The sequence below is a fragment of the Cylindrospermum stagnale PCC 7417 genome, assembly GCF_000317535.1.
In the GTDB taxonomy this organism is placed as follows: Bacteria; Cyanobacteriota; Cyanobacteriia; order Cyanobacteriales; family Nostocaceae; genus Cylindrospermum; species Cylindrospermum stagnale.
Map to the genome: position 1 here is coordinate 4,965,071 of NC_019757.1, position 13,654 is coordinate 4,978,724.

At 45.6% G+C, this 13,654-nt stretch carries 7 protein-coding genes; 4 read left to right on the forward strand and 3 right to left on the reverse strand.

Annotated elements, in window-relative coordinates:
• Positions 1-90 precede the first annotated feature (90 nt).
• The 3 genes from CYLST_RS32400 to CYLST_RS20840 are packed head-to-tail and all read right to left on the reverse strand — an operon-like array spanning position 91 to position 5,610.
• Positions 91-1,530 (reverse strand): MBL fold metallo-hydrolase, encoded by a 1,440-nt coding sequence (locus tag CYLST_RS32400; RefSeq protein WP_015209724.1) that lies wholly within the window; start codon positions 1,528-1,530, stop codon positions 91-93.
• Positions 1,527-3,851 (reverse strand): lantibiotic dehydratase, encoded by a 2,325-nt coding sequence (locus CYLST_RS20835; RefSeq protein ID WP_041233196.1) that lies wholly within the window; start codon positions 3,849-3,851, stop codon positions 1,527-1,529. Before CYLST_RS20835 ends, CYLST_RS32400 begins: the two co-directional genes overlap by 4 nt.
• On the reverse strand, positions 3,844-5,610 hold the full coding sequence (locus CYLST_RS20840) for an MBL fold metallo-hydrolase (protein WP_015209726.1): 1,767 nt from the start codon (positions 5,608-5,610) through the stop codon (positions 3,844-3,846). Before CYLST_RS20840 ends, CYLST_RS20835 begins: the two co-directional genes overlap by 8 nt.
• A gap of 666 nt (positions 5,611-6,276) precedes the next feature.
• On the opposite strand from CYLST_RS20840, the gene CYLST_RS20845 reads away from it, so the two are divergent.
• The 4 genes from CYLST_RS20845 to CYLST_RS32410 all read left to right on the forward strand — a co-directional run bounded on the left by CYLST_RS20845 (position 6,277) and on the right by CYLST_RS32410 (position 13,626).
• The gene (locus CYLST_RS20845; protein WP_015209727.1) at positions 6,277-7,782 is read left to right on the forward strand and encodes a tryptophan 7-halogenase; all 1,506 of its coding nucleotides are present in this window, start codon (positions 6,277-6,279) and stop codon (positions 7,780-7,782) included.
• Positions 7,767-10,424, forward strand: a complete 2,658-nt coding sequence (locus CYLST_RS32405) for a tryptophan 7-halogenase (RefSeq protein ID WP_015209728.1) — start codon at positions 7,767-7,769, stop codon at positions 10,422-10,424. Before CYLST_RS20845 ends, CYLST_RS32405 begins: the two co-directional genes overlap by 16 nt.
• 162 nt (positions 10,425-10,586) lie before the next feature.
• Positions 10,587-12,014: a protein kinase domain-containing protein gene (locus CYLST_RS20855; protein WP_015209729.1), complete on the forward strand. Its 1,428-nt coding sequence runs from the start codon at positions 10,587-10,589 to the stop codon at positions 12,012-12,014.
• A gap of 124 nt (positions 12,015-12,138) precedes the next feature.
• Positions 12,139-13,626 carry a serine/threonine protein kinase gene (locus CYLST_RS32410; RefSeq protein ID WP_015209730.1) on the forward strand — a complete coding sequence of 496 codons (1,488 nt, stop codon included), beginning with the start codon at positions 12,139-12,141 and terminating at the stop codon, positions 13,624-13,626.
• The last annotated feature ends 28 nt before the right edge of the window (positions 13,627-13,654 follow it).

Below are 13,654 nucleotides of genomic sequence, written 5' to 3' on the forward strand. Positions count from 1 at the left end.
CTTTGGGTAGCTCGTTGTAGTATTTTAGCGATCGCCTACGGTGGGACGAGTGCCTATCGCATAGCGTCTCGTAGAGAAAGTATCGCTTCATTATTGCTCTTCTGCAAATACCAGGGCATCTCCAGGGCGAAGCAGAGAAATCACGATAGGAGAGGCGATTATTCCATCTTTACGGGTTCCAGAGCGTTGAGCCGCTACCTCGCAAACATGATCTGGGGTGGGATCAACTGCCATGATGTGTGCTTGTGATCCATCCAGACAGGGGCCGAGACCGCGCTGCCAAAACCAGGGTGCGCCCCCATCGGAGTAGGGCACAATTCGTTTGGCGTTCCAGATTTCCGCCACATCAATTAAATCATCGGCATCGCACATCATCTTTTGGCGGACTTGCCAACTTTTCTCAGGCACAAAAGGAAGATAGCGAGCGACTGACGAAAAGAGATACTGAATCGGATACAGTCCGAAACCTCGATATCCCCCAAAAAGAGTATCAAGGGCACCATAACGCTCTAAAGCTATATCTGCTAGTTGTTTGATATTTCCTAGGCAGTCACTTCCTGAATCTGCTGTGAGTGCAATTCGGCGTTTACAATACTCAACGAGGTAAGTATTGCCCTGATTCCGAATATCTGGGTGGAGAACTTCAGCAACCGTTGGCTGTTCCCCGTAGAAAGGTAGGGCAATAACTCGCATTTCACCAATCTGGGTTTCTTCAAAAGGGCGGATTGTCTGAATATTGTTGAACCCAAGCTGACGCAGCCGAAACGCCATGTCAATTGCTAATACAGATTCTCGCTGAACTTCGGGGACGAAAATTGGCGTGTTAGCACCAACTCGCAGCAACGTTCCCAAATCAAAATGATCGGGATGAGAATGGGTGATAAATACTGCGTCGGGTTTGCCCATTTCCTCTAGGCTGAGGGGTTGGTAGTTTGGCGGATAAACCTCAGATTTGGGCAATAGAAATGGATCGAAGAGGATACTAGAATTGCGATCGCTAATTCGCAAGGTGGAGTGACCAACAAAGGTGGCATGACCCAGTTGAGGCTTGACGCATAGTTCGTTAACGGGAACCAAGGCGCCATAGTCACTCAAAGCGTTCCATAACTCGCGGGCGATAATCGTAGTCGGTTCTGTACTTCCTTGTTGCCATTCCCCTAAATACAAAGCCAGATCAGCCAGGAGATCGGGGGATAGCTCTAGGATAACGATACTTTCGTCTATGTTGCGTTCCAGTTGCAGCGCTACCGGTTTAACGGCTTTGGCGTCGGGATAGAGCCAATCTTCCAAAAGCACACCAGGACGCGCGTATAAATCTGCAAGACCACCCGGAACCATTGTTGCTGCCAGTAACTCACGGGAATGAGCCACTACATCTGCAAGACCAGATCGTTTTCGGTGTGCTGTGATGCTGGCGCAGTAGCGACGGATATTGGTGTCGCATTTTCCGGTTACGGCACTACCAAACTGGGTTTCGTCTTGGTAAATGAGTTGAAATCTAATGCTGCTGCTTAATCTTCGACTTGTCATATAACTGGGCTATCTCCTCTACGCAATGACCAGCCATGTTCAGTGCGGGCAAATGGTAAGGCCAGTTCTGCCATGTAATGCTGCCCTTTGGAGTCAACTAACCAAGGTTGATTGACTAACTCTTCGACAATTAGCGATCGCGTATTTTCCTGCACATCATTTTTGAAAAAGGACTCAAGGGCTAAAGGGCTATCTCGATGCACAAGCAGTGAAGGCTTGCCCTCTATCTGAAGAAAGAGAAGCATCGGCCAGTTATGTTGAGAAACTAATTGCTGCCACTTTGCAAAGCGCTCAGTTCCGGGTAATTTGGCGAGTTCTGCTAAGGTTTGACCAGTCAAAACTGTCCGTCGGGGACGGACGATCGCGCCCTTCGGCAGCCGAACACGAGGCGTGAAGCGGGGTGTAGTCAGTTCCATTGGCATTATTCGTGTAGCAGCGCGAAAGATCGCCCTAGGGCTATCTTGAAAGGTAGTCCAAAGTAACTGCTCACAGATCGGGTCACGGGCATTAACCGCAGCTGAGGAAAACCAGAACACTGCTACCGGCTTGGGGTGCGATGGGCTACGCCCCGCCAAAGGCGATCGCAATTTCAAAAAAGGTAGCTGTGTTTTTTGGTCTAAAAAGATTTCGGCACCAGATAGCGCTGGAGTATCCGCACTCGCACCCCACAACTCCAGGGGAAGAATGCGGAAATTTGGACGAGCTAGCACATTTGGGTTTGATTCAAAGGGACTTTGTAATTCGGCTATTTGAATTTGATGTTGAGTTGCTAAACAGTCCAGCCTTTCTTGAAACCAAGAATGCAGTAAATCATTTCTATTAAGTAGTGTTTTAAACCGAGCAAAGATTCGCACCGAATCATCACCAATCCCGTGAACTAAGAGTTGGAAAGACTCAAATAAACCAGTGAACAAGCAACCGAAAGGAGATGTAAACGCAGACTTTAGGGAATTGCTGCTGGTTTCGAGAACGACTTCCGCTGAATTTTGCGATAGCGATCGCTCCCACGCCGCCAATCGGGTGACAACTTCGGGATGGCTATCAGCTGAAGTCATTTCCACAACCAAGGTAGATTTGAGATCGCCAAGGGCAATACCCACCGCAAATTCCTGTTTCAGCCGCTCACGAAACACCATTCGCAATGCCGAGGCTGGACTGGCATGATTAATCCAGCAGCGCTCATAATCTGCGAGTGTCTGAAGCAAAACGGTTTGCTGCGCCTGATTAAGGGCTATTTGCCACATATTCCCCAAATCGCAATACAGCACTGGTTCAGGTAGCTGGAAGGATGAAATACCCAGGGACTGGGCAAGATTTTGAATACAGGTCTTAGCTTGTTGTAGATGATTTGTCAGTGCATCTAGGGAAATTGCCTCAAGTTCTGCCGCGAGAGTATCGCAAAGGTGATGTAACTCTTGAATAGCACTATTCCAAAGACAGCGATCTGGCGAAATCAGTTTGTCTGCGACAACGACTAAGGCTTCCCAAGGATCTGCAAATCGATAGGGTAGGTCAAGTCCGCCTAAAAGCACACCCCCATCGATGAAGAGATGCAGAATATCCTCTAATCCTGATGGATAATTCCAGCGAGGTGAAGCTGCCACTGTTTTGGTCAGTTGGTCTAATGTACCCAAATCCAGTTTAGTCAGTTCCTCCAGCATGATGTCTACAAGTTCCTGTGATTCGATTTCATGCTGCTCAACTAACCCGTCTGGAGTGCGCGACCAAAAGCGCCAGGAGTTATCAGCTTGTCGCTTCAAGGTGGGATTCAATCGCCAAGTTGCCCTTTGACGATAAATTGAGCGTTGAGAGAGCGATCGCAATATTGTTTGAAAAGGACGCAGGTCAGGTGTGAATGAATACTTAGCCTCAGCCGCATCATGCCGCGCCGTCTGGGCAAACTCGACTAAACTCACGCCAGCCCATAAGCCATAAGGTGTCGTCCTTCCCACCCCACGAGCCAGGTAACGATACAGTGCCGTCTCCAAATGCCGAATCTTTTTAGTCCGTTTCCCCTGTGATTGTGGAACTCCCCGCAACACCTCCACAACTAAGGACGGATTAGACAACAGCAGCGCTTTCATAAACCAGGAATCAGCTGCGGTCATCTGCCAAAGCCGTTGGCGTTCCTCTTCTAGCACCTGCTGATAAGCTGTTGCATATTCCTCCTTGGTGCGATTGTCTTTTGTGTCAATTGCTGCCAACGCCAAGGTAGCGAGATTCAGATTGCCAAAACTCTGAATCTTCTCAATGGGCCAAGCAGCCGCCCGCAACACGCCAGCAGGGGCAAACTCAAATTGTTTTTCGGGATGATTACTCATGGAGATTCGGTCGTGAGCGCGCATATCGAGCTGTAGCCACACGGCGATGATTAGTCAGCATCAGCTTAATCACCCCAGCGTAATGTTCCCCAATCTTGACTACAGCGGTTAAATCTGCCATCACGGCTGAGTATTCCTCAAGACTCAATCCTGCGTCCCTTAACCATTGCTCTGTGTCTTGACCATCCTGCAAATCAAACCGCTCTCGAAAGGAGTCAGATGTTGCTTGAATTTCCGCTGCCGAAATTTCCATCCCCAGGCGTTCAGCTTCTTTAATTGCCAAATAAGCCAGTAGGACTTTTTTATCCATCACTCTTTCGTTCTCACCTAGGTTGGTGAGAATCTGAATATCATCGGCAATTTCCTGGGAATTCGTGACTTTTTCTGACTGAACATCAGCCAAATCAGGCTCACCGAGAGAAGTTTCTCCCGTGACAAAATGACGGAGATAGTAAGTTAGTGGGTCTGACGGGAAATCTTCGGGTGTCTCTGGCCACTGCGGACACTCGAAACGGTGATTGCGGACACAAATTACCTTTTCATAACTACGAACTTCCCCAGCCAGCCAAAAAATTAGCCCCGGCATTTTTCCCGACATCACATCATCAAGGGCTTGTCCCGCAATGTGGGTAAAGAAGTTGGCTTCAGGATGTTCACCTGGTAAGACGGAAAAATCTTGTGAGCGAAAATCAATCGCATAGTTTAGGCGTTCTCCATCTCCAGCATGAACTACCAACTGCCAAACAACTTCCTCTTTAGGGAAACTAGCCCAAATGCTCTGATGTTTAACCTGCTGTTTGAGCCACGATAGCAGCGGCCCGGCTAGAAATATATCCAGTTTTTGTTGTAAAGTCCGCCGCTTTTCAGGTGCGGACAGTCCTGTGAGCGTGCTGAGATCGATTGGTTCCCAGGGAAACGCCGGAGATGGTTTTTCTCGGACGAAAGGGGATGCTTGTTGATGTTGCTGCGGAAGCTGTCCAGCCTGGAGTTCAATCACATCACCGGGACGCACCGTTGTTGCACGTTCTGGGGAACCAAGCCGACGTTGCAGCAAGCGCACCGTTTCTTCTGAACTTAAGGGAAATGCATAGCGGTTTAACCAGGCGTGTCGACCACTAAAGCACAGACCTGAGGCGTAAGGGAACACTAAAGCCGGGTTGCAGGCACAGGCTGCTTCTAGCCAATTGACCACCCCTTGAGAGTCAAATTTTGCCCCCATGTTGTGAAAATAGCCCATGCTGGCACGCACTACTGGCTGATATTTGGTGGAAATGAGATCAACAGCACCTTGTTCGCGCGTCAAGCGATCGCCAATTTCCATTGTGACTTCGGCATCTGCCATATGCCAAAATGTACCAGTGGGATCTCGCACCAACAGCCCAAACTCTGCTTCTTCGTGGTCTGAAGGCGTCGGGAGTAAGTAAGTTTGTCCAAGTGCGATCGCTTCCCAAGGTTGACAAACTGTTACATTTGAGAACCCCATCTTCTGAAGTTGTTCGATTAGTTGCGGTTCATCCGCAGTCATCACAGGCAATTCACGCTTAAGTTGCTTCAGCGTTTCTAGATGAAAGTGATCGAAGTGCCCATGAGTAACCACCAAAGCTGTCAATTCTGGCAGTTTGTCTAACTCAAATACACGACCAGGATAGTAAGTTAGTGTGCCTCCGACAAGTGTCTCCGAGAAGCATGGATCAAGCAAGATACGTTGATCAATAGTTTCGATGTATAAAGCAGCATGACCACAGATAGTGACACGCATATAATTTTTTCCCTATCTGGTACTGTCAGAAAATCCTATCTGATTTGAGCAGTGACAGATAAAAATCTTTAAAGAATTTAAGAAGGATCAACTACTGCTAAGATTGGTAGCAAACAATTTCTAAATCTAATTATGCTTGCTGACTGGAATACATACCAGTACCGAGACTAGACGGTAACATTCAGGTCTATTTCATTCTCAACAACCGCCTCAGAATAAATTCTGAGTCTAAGCTCGACTTTATCCAAAATTAAGAACTTGGTTCTCTTTTATCGGCTAAACCCTAGCTTTTTGGCAAAAACTTTTTCCATGTCACTGATTCTCGGTGAAAACGAAAAAGTAAAACTACCGTCCCACAAAGCTTTCAGCGTCAGCTTGAGCGTTGCCAAAAAATGGATAAAGTCGAGCTAAGAGGATGTTTGAAAAGTATCAAAATTGATCGAGATCCCCCCAACCCCCCTTTCCAAGGGGGGCAATAAATTCTTAAAGTCCCAAGGGGGGCAATAAATTCTTAAAGTCCCCCTTTTTAAGGGGGATTTAGGGGGATCTACGAGTGTTATATTTATCACCAACAACTTTTCAAACATCCTCTAATAGCACTCATTCGTCTTTAGACGACTGAACTAAATAGCCCTGCGGTAACATTAGTATTTCTGAGTTATTCATGTGGAAAAGACAATACACAATGTCGTAGTTCTCGGTGGCGGTAGTGCTGGATTTCTCTCTGCCTTGGCGCTGAAAGTCAAGATGCCATCGCTGAACGTAGTTGTAGTTCATTCTAAAACCATTCCCGTTATCGGCGTAGGTGAAGCGACTACTGCCTGGATACCTTGGTTTCTGCATACGTATCTGGGATTAAATCGGCAGCAATTTTATGAAGAAACACAACCGATTTGGAAGCTAGGAATTAAGTTTATTTGGGGAAATTCTCATCAGTCTCACTTTAACTATCCTTTCGTAACTCATCTGGCAGATAAACTCAGTGTTTTGGATAAAAGCACTGCTTATTATTGTCTTGATTCAACGAGAGAATCTAGTATTTATTCACTGTTGATGGAGCAATATAAATCGCCTTGCTTTCGGAAAGAAAATGGCGATTTTGTCTTTGACGAACGGTTTGGCTACCATATTGAAAATGCGAGTTTTGTCTCTTATTTAGAAAGAAGAGCCGCAGAATTAGACATTAAGATTATTGATCAACCTGTTGTAAATATTCAAGTTGCCGAAAATGGCTACATTCACCAACTGAAACTTGATGATGGAACTACCTTGGCTGGTGATTTGTTCGTCGATTGCTCTGGTTTTCGCTCTACGTTACTGGGAGAAATTCTACAAGAACCCTTTTGCAGTTTCTCTAGCAGCTTGTTCAATGATTCCGCTGTTACAGGGACATGGATGCGAGATGATGTGATCTATCCCTTTACAACGGCTGAAACGATGCAGGCTGGGTGGTGTTGGCGAATTGATTTGCCGGAGCAAGTCAATCGCGGCTATGTATATTCATCGGCTTTTATTAGTGATGATGATGCTTTGGCAGAAATGAAACGCCAGAATCCTCTGATGGGTGATGATCATCATAGCGTTGTCAGGTTCAAGTCAGGACGGCATCAACGATTTTGGGTGAATAATGTTGTTGGGGTTGGGAATGCTTCAGGTTTTGTCGAACCGTTAGAATCAACAGGACTACACATGATTGGCGAAACCATTAAATGTGTATGCGATGTGTTGATTGATTCAGACCAGCAACCAACTCCAGGATTAATTAATCTGGCGAATCAAGCGATCGCCGAAAAGTGGGATGATATTCGTGACTTTTTATCGATTCACTTTAAGTTCAATCGCCGAGTGACCTCTGATTTCTGGCAACACTGCTGGCAGCAAACTGATATTGGTGAGGCTGAAGCAGTGGTAGACTTTTTTCAAAACAATGGCCCATCTCCCATTGGTCAACTTCTGCTCCGTAAAAATAGTGTTTTTAAGTATAACGGCTATCTGAACCTGCTTATGGGTCAACAGGTGGCGACAAAATATCAAGGCAACAATGAGATATTGGATTTAGATAATTGGCGACAAGTCAAAAACTATTTCCTCAAAAATTGTGACAACGCCTTACCAATCCATGAGGCGATTCAGGTTGTGAAAGAAAGAAAATGTCAATGGCTGAGTTCATAGATATTATCCCCAATGTGCCCCGCATTAACCCCAATGCTCATTTGATCGTCGGTGCGGCAGGTGAGGTTTATAGTTGGGTGGGCAGTGATGTGTTTGTCCTCGAAGGCATTCAGCCTGCTAGTATCCGCGATTTACTGGCGCTGATTGATGGAGTTCGTCCCCTTGAGGCAATTTGTGCTGAACTTGCAGATGGCTATAATCTCGACCACCTACATGAGATCATTTTGGCTTTGAGTAAGGTGCAGATCATTCAGGAAGCTCCTTTAACTGAAGCCGCACCCGAAAACGATGGCTGGGAGCCACCGGCAGCCCCTGAACAGATACGCCAAAAGGCGATGGGCTACGCCCCGCAAAAGGCGATCGCTTTACTCGGCAATCACCAATTACTCGACACTCTCGACAAAACCTTTGCAGCCGCAGGTTTTCAACATCGCCAAACTTTTCGGCTAAATAACTTTGAATCTTGTCAAACCCCTGAATTTCTCGCCCTTCAGCAAGCACGGATACTCTGTCCCCCCCCGACAGCAGATATAGAAAGTCTAGACTCGGTTAATGTCTCCTGGCTTTCTCAACTCTTCAAAGAATTCGACTTTGTAATCTGTGCTTTGGAGGGTGTACCATTTCAGGCGCTTTTCGATGTCAACAAATCGGCGTTGGCAAGTGGCACTCCTTGTTTATTTGTCACCGCTTCCCAGGAAACAGCACTCATCGGCCCAACGGTAATCCGAGGCGCAACTGCTTGTTTTGGCTGTCGAGTCATTACTTTGGAAACGGTGCCATCAGTCTTTGGGGAGATTTTGCCCCAACTCTCAACCCCGATGATTGGGGTGGATAGTCCCATACTGGCGAATGTGGCGCGAGAATGCCTCGAGGAAGCTATTTCAATTCTCGGTTCGACTTTAACCGCAACTCGTGCAACCAGCGTTTTGCAAATTACACCGCAGGGACGCACTGTGAAGCGGCTTCTCCCCAGCGGTGAATGTCATGAATGTGCGCCCCGACTCGATGCACCGTTGGGAGTTTTGGAACGAAAGGCGATCGCTTCTGCTGCTGAAGAAATCAGTCGCATCTGGCCGCTTTCACCCCAATCTACAACGCCTCCAGCCGCCGATGCTTACCAAACGGTGGGCATTTTGGGGGGTGGAACCGCTGGTTATCTCACGGCTTTAGCTTTTCGTGCCCTCAGACCAGATATCAAGGTAACTTTGATAGAATCGAGTGCCATTCCGGTGATTGGTGTGGGGGAAGCGACTACTCCCGAACTCGTGAAGTTTCTCCACAGTCCCCGCTTTTTAGGGTTAGACATTGTTGATTTCTATCAGCGGGTGCGTCCTACCTGGAAATTAGGAATTAAGTTTCAGTGGGGACTACCCGATGATTATGAATTCACCTTTCCGTTTCAGCGGGGACGGTTGCTAGAATCTCACCTTTATGAGTCAACGCTGAATAATCAGTCATTGGGAGCAATGTTGATGAGTGGCGATCGCATCCCGGTCTTTGATCAGGGTGATGGCACTCCTTTATCTTTACTCCACCAAGTCCGCTGGGCGTATCACCTGGATAATCGGCGCTTCATTCGCTACCTGAAGGAGGAAGCGATCGCCGCAGGGATAAATCATCTCGATGTGAAAATTTCTGATGCACAGATGTCTGCGGATGGCGAAAATATCACACATCTAATCACCGAAGATGGACGTCAACTCGCTTACGACTTATATATTGATTGTTCTGGCTTCCGCTCGTTTTTGCTAGAGCAGAAACTTGGCTCAAAATTCGTGAGTTACGCGGGTACTCTCGGCACTGATCATGCGATCGCCGCCACTGTCCCCCATAATGGCACGATAAAGCCTTACACCCTAGCCGAAACCATGAATAATGGCTGGTGCTGGAATATTCCTTTTGAAGATGCCGATCATCGCGGCTATGTGTTTTCTTCAGCATTCTGTAGTGATGAGCAAGCAGTCGCAGAAATGCGGGCTAAAAATCCGGGAATGAGCGAACCGTCGTTGATCAAATTTCGTTCAGGACGCCATGAGCATTTTTGGAAAGGTAACGTTGTTGCGATCGGTAATTCTTACGCTTTTGTCGAACCGCTAGAATCAACAGCAATTCATATGATCGTTCAGGAATTAGAACTCCTGCTCACCCACTTTCCTGCATCAAAACGCGATCAAGCAGTTAAGTCTGTACTCAACCGCAAAATCAATCATCGTTGGGATTCCCTGCGTTGGTTTCTGGGAATTCACTACAAGTTCAATCACCGCTTATCCACTCCATTCTGGCAAGCAGTCAATCGGGACACAGATATCTCCGGTGCAGCCGAGCGCGTAGCATTATTTCAGGAACGGGCCCCCCTGTCTTACCAAAATTCCATGTTTTATACACTGCATCCTCCAGAGTTTTTCTCTGACGATCACTCCTATGACACCCTGTTATTTGGGCAACAAATACCCGCCCGCTTTGTTGAACCGGTCGAAGATGCAGCCACCTGGCAACGCCAACTCGCAATTCTCAAAGGGCTAACTAGCACCGCCATGCCCCAACACCAAGCCCTAACTTGCTTGCGCGATAAACGACCAGACTTGCTTTACGACTTTGCCAAGCGCCGAGATAGTTGGTTACACACCTGGCTTCCTGCCTAGAGCAACGGTATAATCGCTAACTGTATCGCGGCAGTCCCCACCCTAAATGTACACATAGGGTGGGGATGGACAGCGGGCAACGATTAACAACAAAGCCGGAATCGGGAGGGTAGAATGTGTTGTATATGATTATCACCACCCTCAATACAAAATTGAAGCCGGATGGAACTGCTGCACCAGAGAGAAGACATCATTGCCCATCAGTATCGGATTCTCGATACCTTGGGACAAGGTGGAAGTGGGACGACATACCTTGCTCAAGACTTAAAAAGCACTCAACAAGTGGCTCTCAAAGCCTTATCTCTGCACCGAATGACTGACTGGAAAATGATGGAGTTGTTTGAGCGAGAAGCAAAAATTCTCTCGCAACTCAATCATCCGGGTATTCCTGAATATTTAGGATATTTTCAGATAGAAACCCTCGAAGACCGTTATTTTTATATTGCCCAGCAACTGGCAGAAGGTAAGACACTGGCAGAGTTGGTAGAGAGTGGGTGGCGCACAAGTGAAGATCAGGTGCGGCGCATTGCTATCCAAATATTAGAAATTCTCGTTTATTTGCACTCCCTCAAGCCTCCTGTAGTCCATCGAGATATCAAGCCGCAAAATATTATTCGCCGTGACGATGGGCAGGTATTTTTGGTAGATTTTGGGGCTGTACAACATACCTATTACACAACTTTTATGCGTGGAAGTACAGTAGTAGGAACTTATGGTTATATGGCTCCCGAACAGTTTCGCGGACAAGCCGTGCCTGCTACTGATTTATATGCTTTAGGAGCAACTTTACTATTTCTTTTGACGCACCGCTCCCCCGCAGATTTGCAAAGTGATGAGTTAAAAATTAATTTTCGTCCCCGCGTACAGATTAGTGAAGAATTTGCCGACTGGCTAGAGAAAATGTTAGAGCCAGATACCGAAGATCGTTTTTCTTCGGCACAAAATGCCTTGGAAGTATTGCAGGGCAAACGAAAGCTAACTGTAAAATCGAATGTCTCTGTTCAGTGGAAAAAAAGAGTTGGAGTTGCTATTACTGCTGTTAGTGCTGTTAGTGCTGTTACTACTATTAGCCTGTTAAATTCTCATAAGTGGGAGATTTTAAGCAGCATTGGATTTACTGATCTAGCTGGCAAAAATATACTTTACATAGCATCAGAACAAGGTAATAAGCAAGTTGTAAAACAGCAGCTTGCCAAGGGTGCTAATGTCAATTCCCAGAACTTCTATAGCGCCACTCCACTGCATGTGGCAGCAGAACAAGGCAACAAGGACATAGTAGAACTGCTGATTACCAAGGGTGCTGCTGTCAATACCAAGAACAACGATGGCAACACTCCACTGCATTTGGCAGACGACCCAGACCTAGTAGAACTGCTGATTACCAAGGGTGCTGCTGTCAATGCCAAGAACAACGATGGCAACACTCCACTGCATTTGGCAGACGACCCAGACCTAGTAAAACTGCTGATTGCCAAGGGCGCTGATGTCAATGTCATGAACAGCAGTAGCAGGACTCCCGTGCAAGAAAGGGAAGAGCGTGAGAGACAGAGAGAAGTTGAAAGAAATTCACGTTCTGTTGGTGGTAAATAGTCGGACGCAATTAATTACACAAAATGTAGGCTGAAATTATTGTCTAGTAAAGAATCAGTATGTAATTGGTTCTATCGGGTTAATTAGGTAGCGATAAATCTAACAAAATACCACAAACAAAAACATGGAAGTATTACATCAAGCTGAAGAAATTATCAATCAACGATATCGCATTCTACATAAATTGGGACAGGGTGGAGTCGGTATTACCTACGCAGCGGTTGACTTAGAAACCGGTGAACAAGTAGCGCTGAAAGTTTTATCATTGCACCGCATGAGTGACTGGAAAAAGATGGAGTTGTTTGAAAGGGAAGCACAAATTCTTTCTCAACTCAATCATCCAGCAATTCCTCGCTACTTGGATTATTTTCAAATAGATACTAATTCTAACCGTTCCTTTTACATTGTTCAACAATTAGCACCTGGAAATTCTCTAGCAACGCTAGTAGAAAATGGCTGGCTTCCTGGTGAAGGAGAAATTAGGCAAATAGCTAGTCAAATATTGGGGATATTGACTTATTTACACTCACTCACACCGCCAGTTATTCATCGTGATATTAAGCCACAAAATATTATTTTATGTGATCATCAAAAAAAGTTATTTTTAGTAGATTTTGGAGCGGTAGCAGACACATATCATAATACTGTGACCGGCGGTAGTACAGTAGTAGGAACTTTCGGCTATATGGCTCCAGAACAGTTTCGCGGGCAGGCTTTTGCATCTACTGATTTATATGGTTTGGGAACAACGCTACTGTTTTTGTTGACTGGAAAATCACCCACTGATTTACCACAGCGTCAACTCAAAATTGATTTCCGTCCTTACGTTAATACTTCCCAAGATTTGGAAACCTGGTTAGAACAAATGTTGGAACCAGTCAGTGCTGACCGTTTTTCTTCAGCAGAGGTAGCCTTAGCAACATTATTAGGTCAAAGAGAACTTATACCCCGGTTATCAAAGAAAAGTCATCTAATTGTGACCGGAACTAAAAATAATTTAATTGTCAAGATTCCTCCAGGGTGTTTTTACAACAATTACAATTTTATCTCTTTATTTTTTTCTATAGTTTTTATTGGTGTTTTGGGGCTGATTTATTGGATTATACTTGTTGATTACTTTGGTGGCTTGGGATTAGCAGCATTAATATTATTGTTTATATTTTCGTTGCCAGTAATAATGTTTGTAGCTTGCATACCGATATTACGTAACTATGTAGTAAAATCATTAAAATCATTATGCAAGACACTATTTTCCAAACCTTGGTCTCTTGTTATTACTTTCTTTCTGAATTCTGCATCAAGTATCCTGCTGCAAATCGACCAAGATTATATCAGCCTAGAACGATGGTTGCTTGGTTGGTGCATTCAGCGGATCAAAATTCCTAATTCAGATATTATTAGTGTGGGATTAAAAAATCCCATGCGTTATAAATTTTCTAATATTCTAATTTTTTATTCTTGTAAACCCTTTTGGGATTCGGAGTACCCGAAAAAGATTGAGAAATATTTTCGATTTGGTGCATTTTTGACACAGCAAGAGAAAGACTGGCTGGTGTGGCAGATAAGGCAATACTGTTCTGTTAACAATACCTTTGCCAAAAAAAGAGTATGAAAGAGTATGAAGAGAAAGGGCTGATGTC

Excerpts from the sequence above, each read along its gene's own strand:
- CYLST_RS32400 (WP_015209724.1), bottom strand. The coding sequence starts at position 1,530 with ATGACAAGTCGAAGATTAAGCAGCAGCATTAGATTTCAACTCATTTAC.
- CYLST_RS20835 (WP_041233196.1), bottom strand. The coding sequence starts at position 3,851 with ATGAGTAATCATCCCGAAAAACAATTTGAGTTTGCCCCTGCTGGCGTG.
- CYLST_RS20840 (WP_015209726.1), bottom strand. The coding sequence starts at position 5,610 with ATGCGTGTCACTATCTGTGGTCATGCTGCTTTATACATCGAAACTATT.
- CYLST_RS32405 (WP_015209728.1), top strand. The coding sequence starts at position 7,767 with ATGGCTGAGTTCATAGATATTATCCCCAATGTGCCCCGCATTAACCCC.
- CYLST_RS20855 (WP_015209729.1), top strand. The coding sequence starts at position 10,587 with ATGGAACTGCTGCACCAGAGAGAAGACATCATTGCCCATCAGTATCGG.
- CYLST_RS32410 (WP_015209730.1), top strand. The coding sequence starts at position 12,139 with ATGGAAGTATTACATCAAGCTGAAGAAATTATCAATCAACGATATCGC.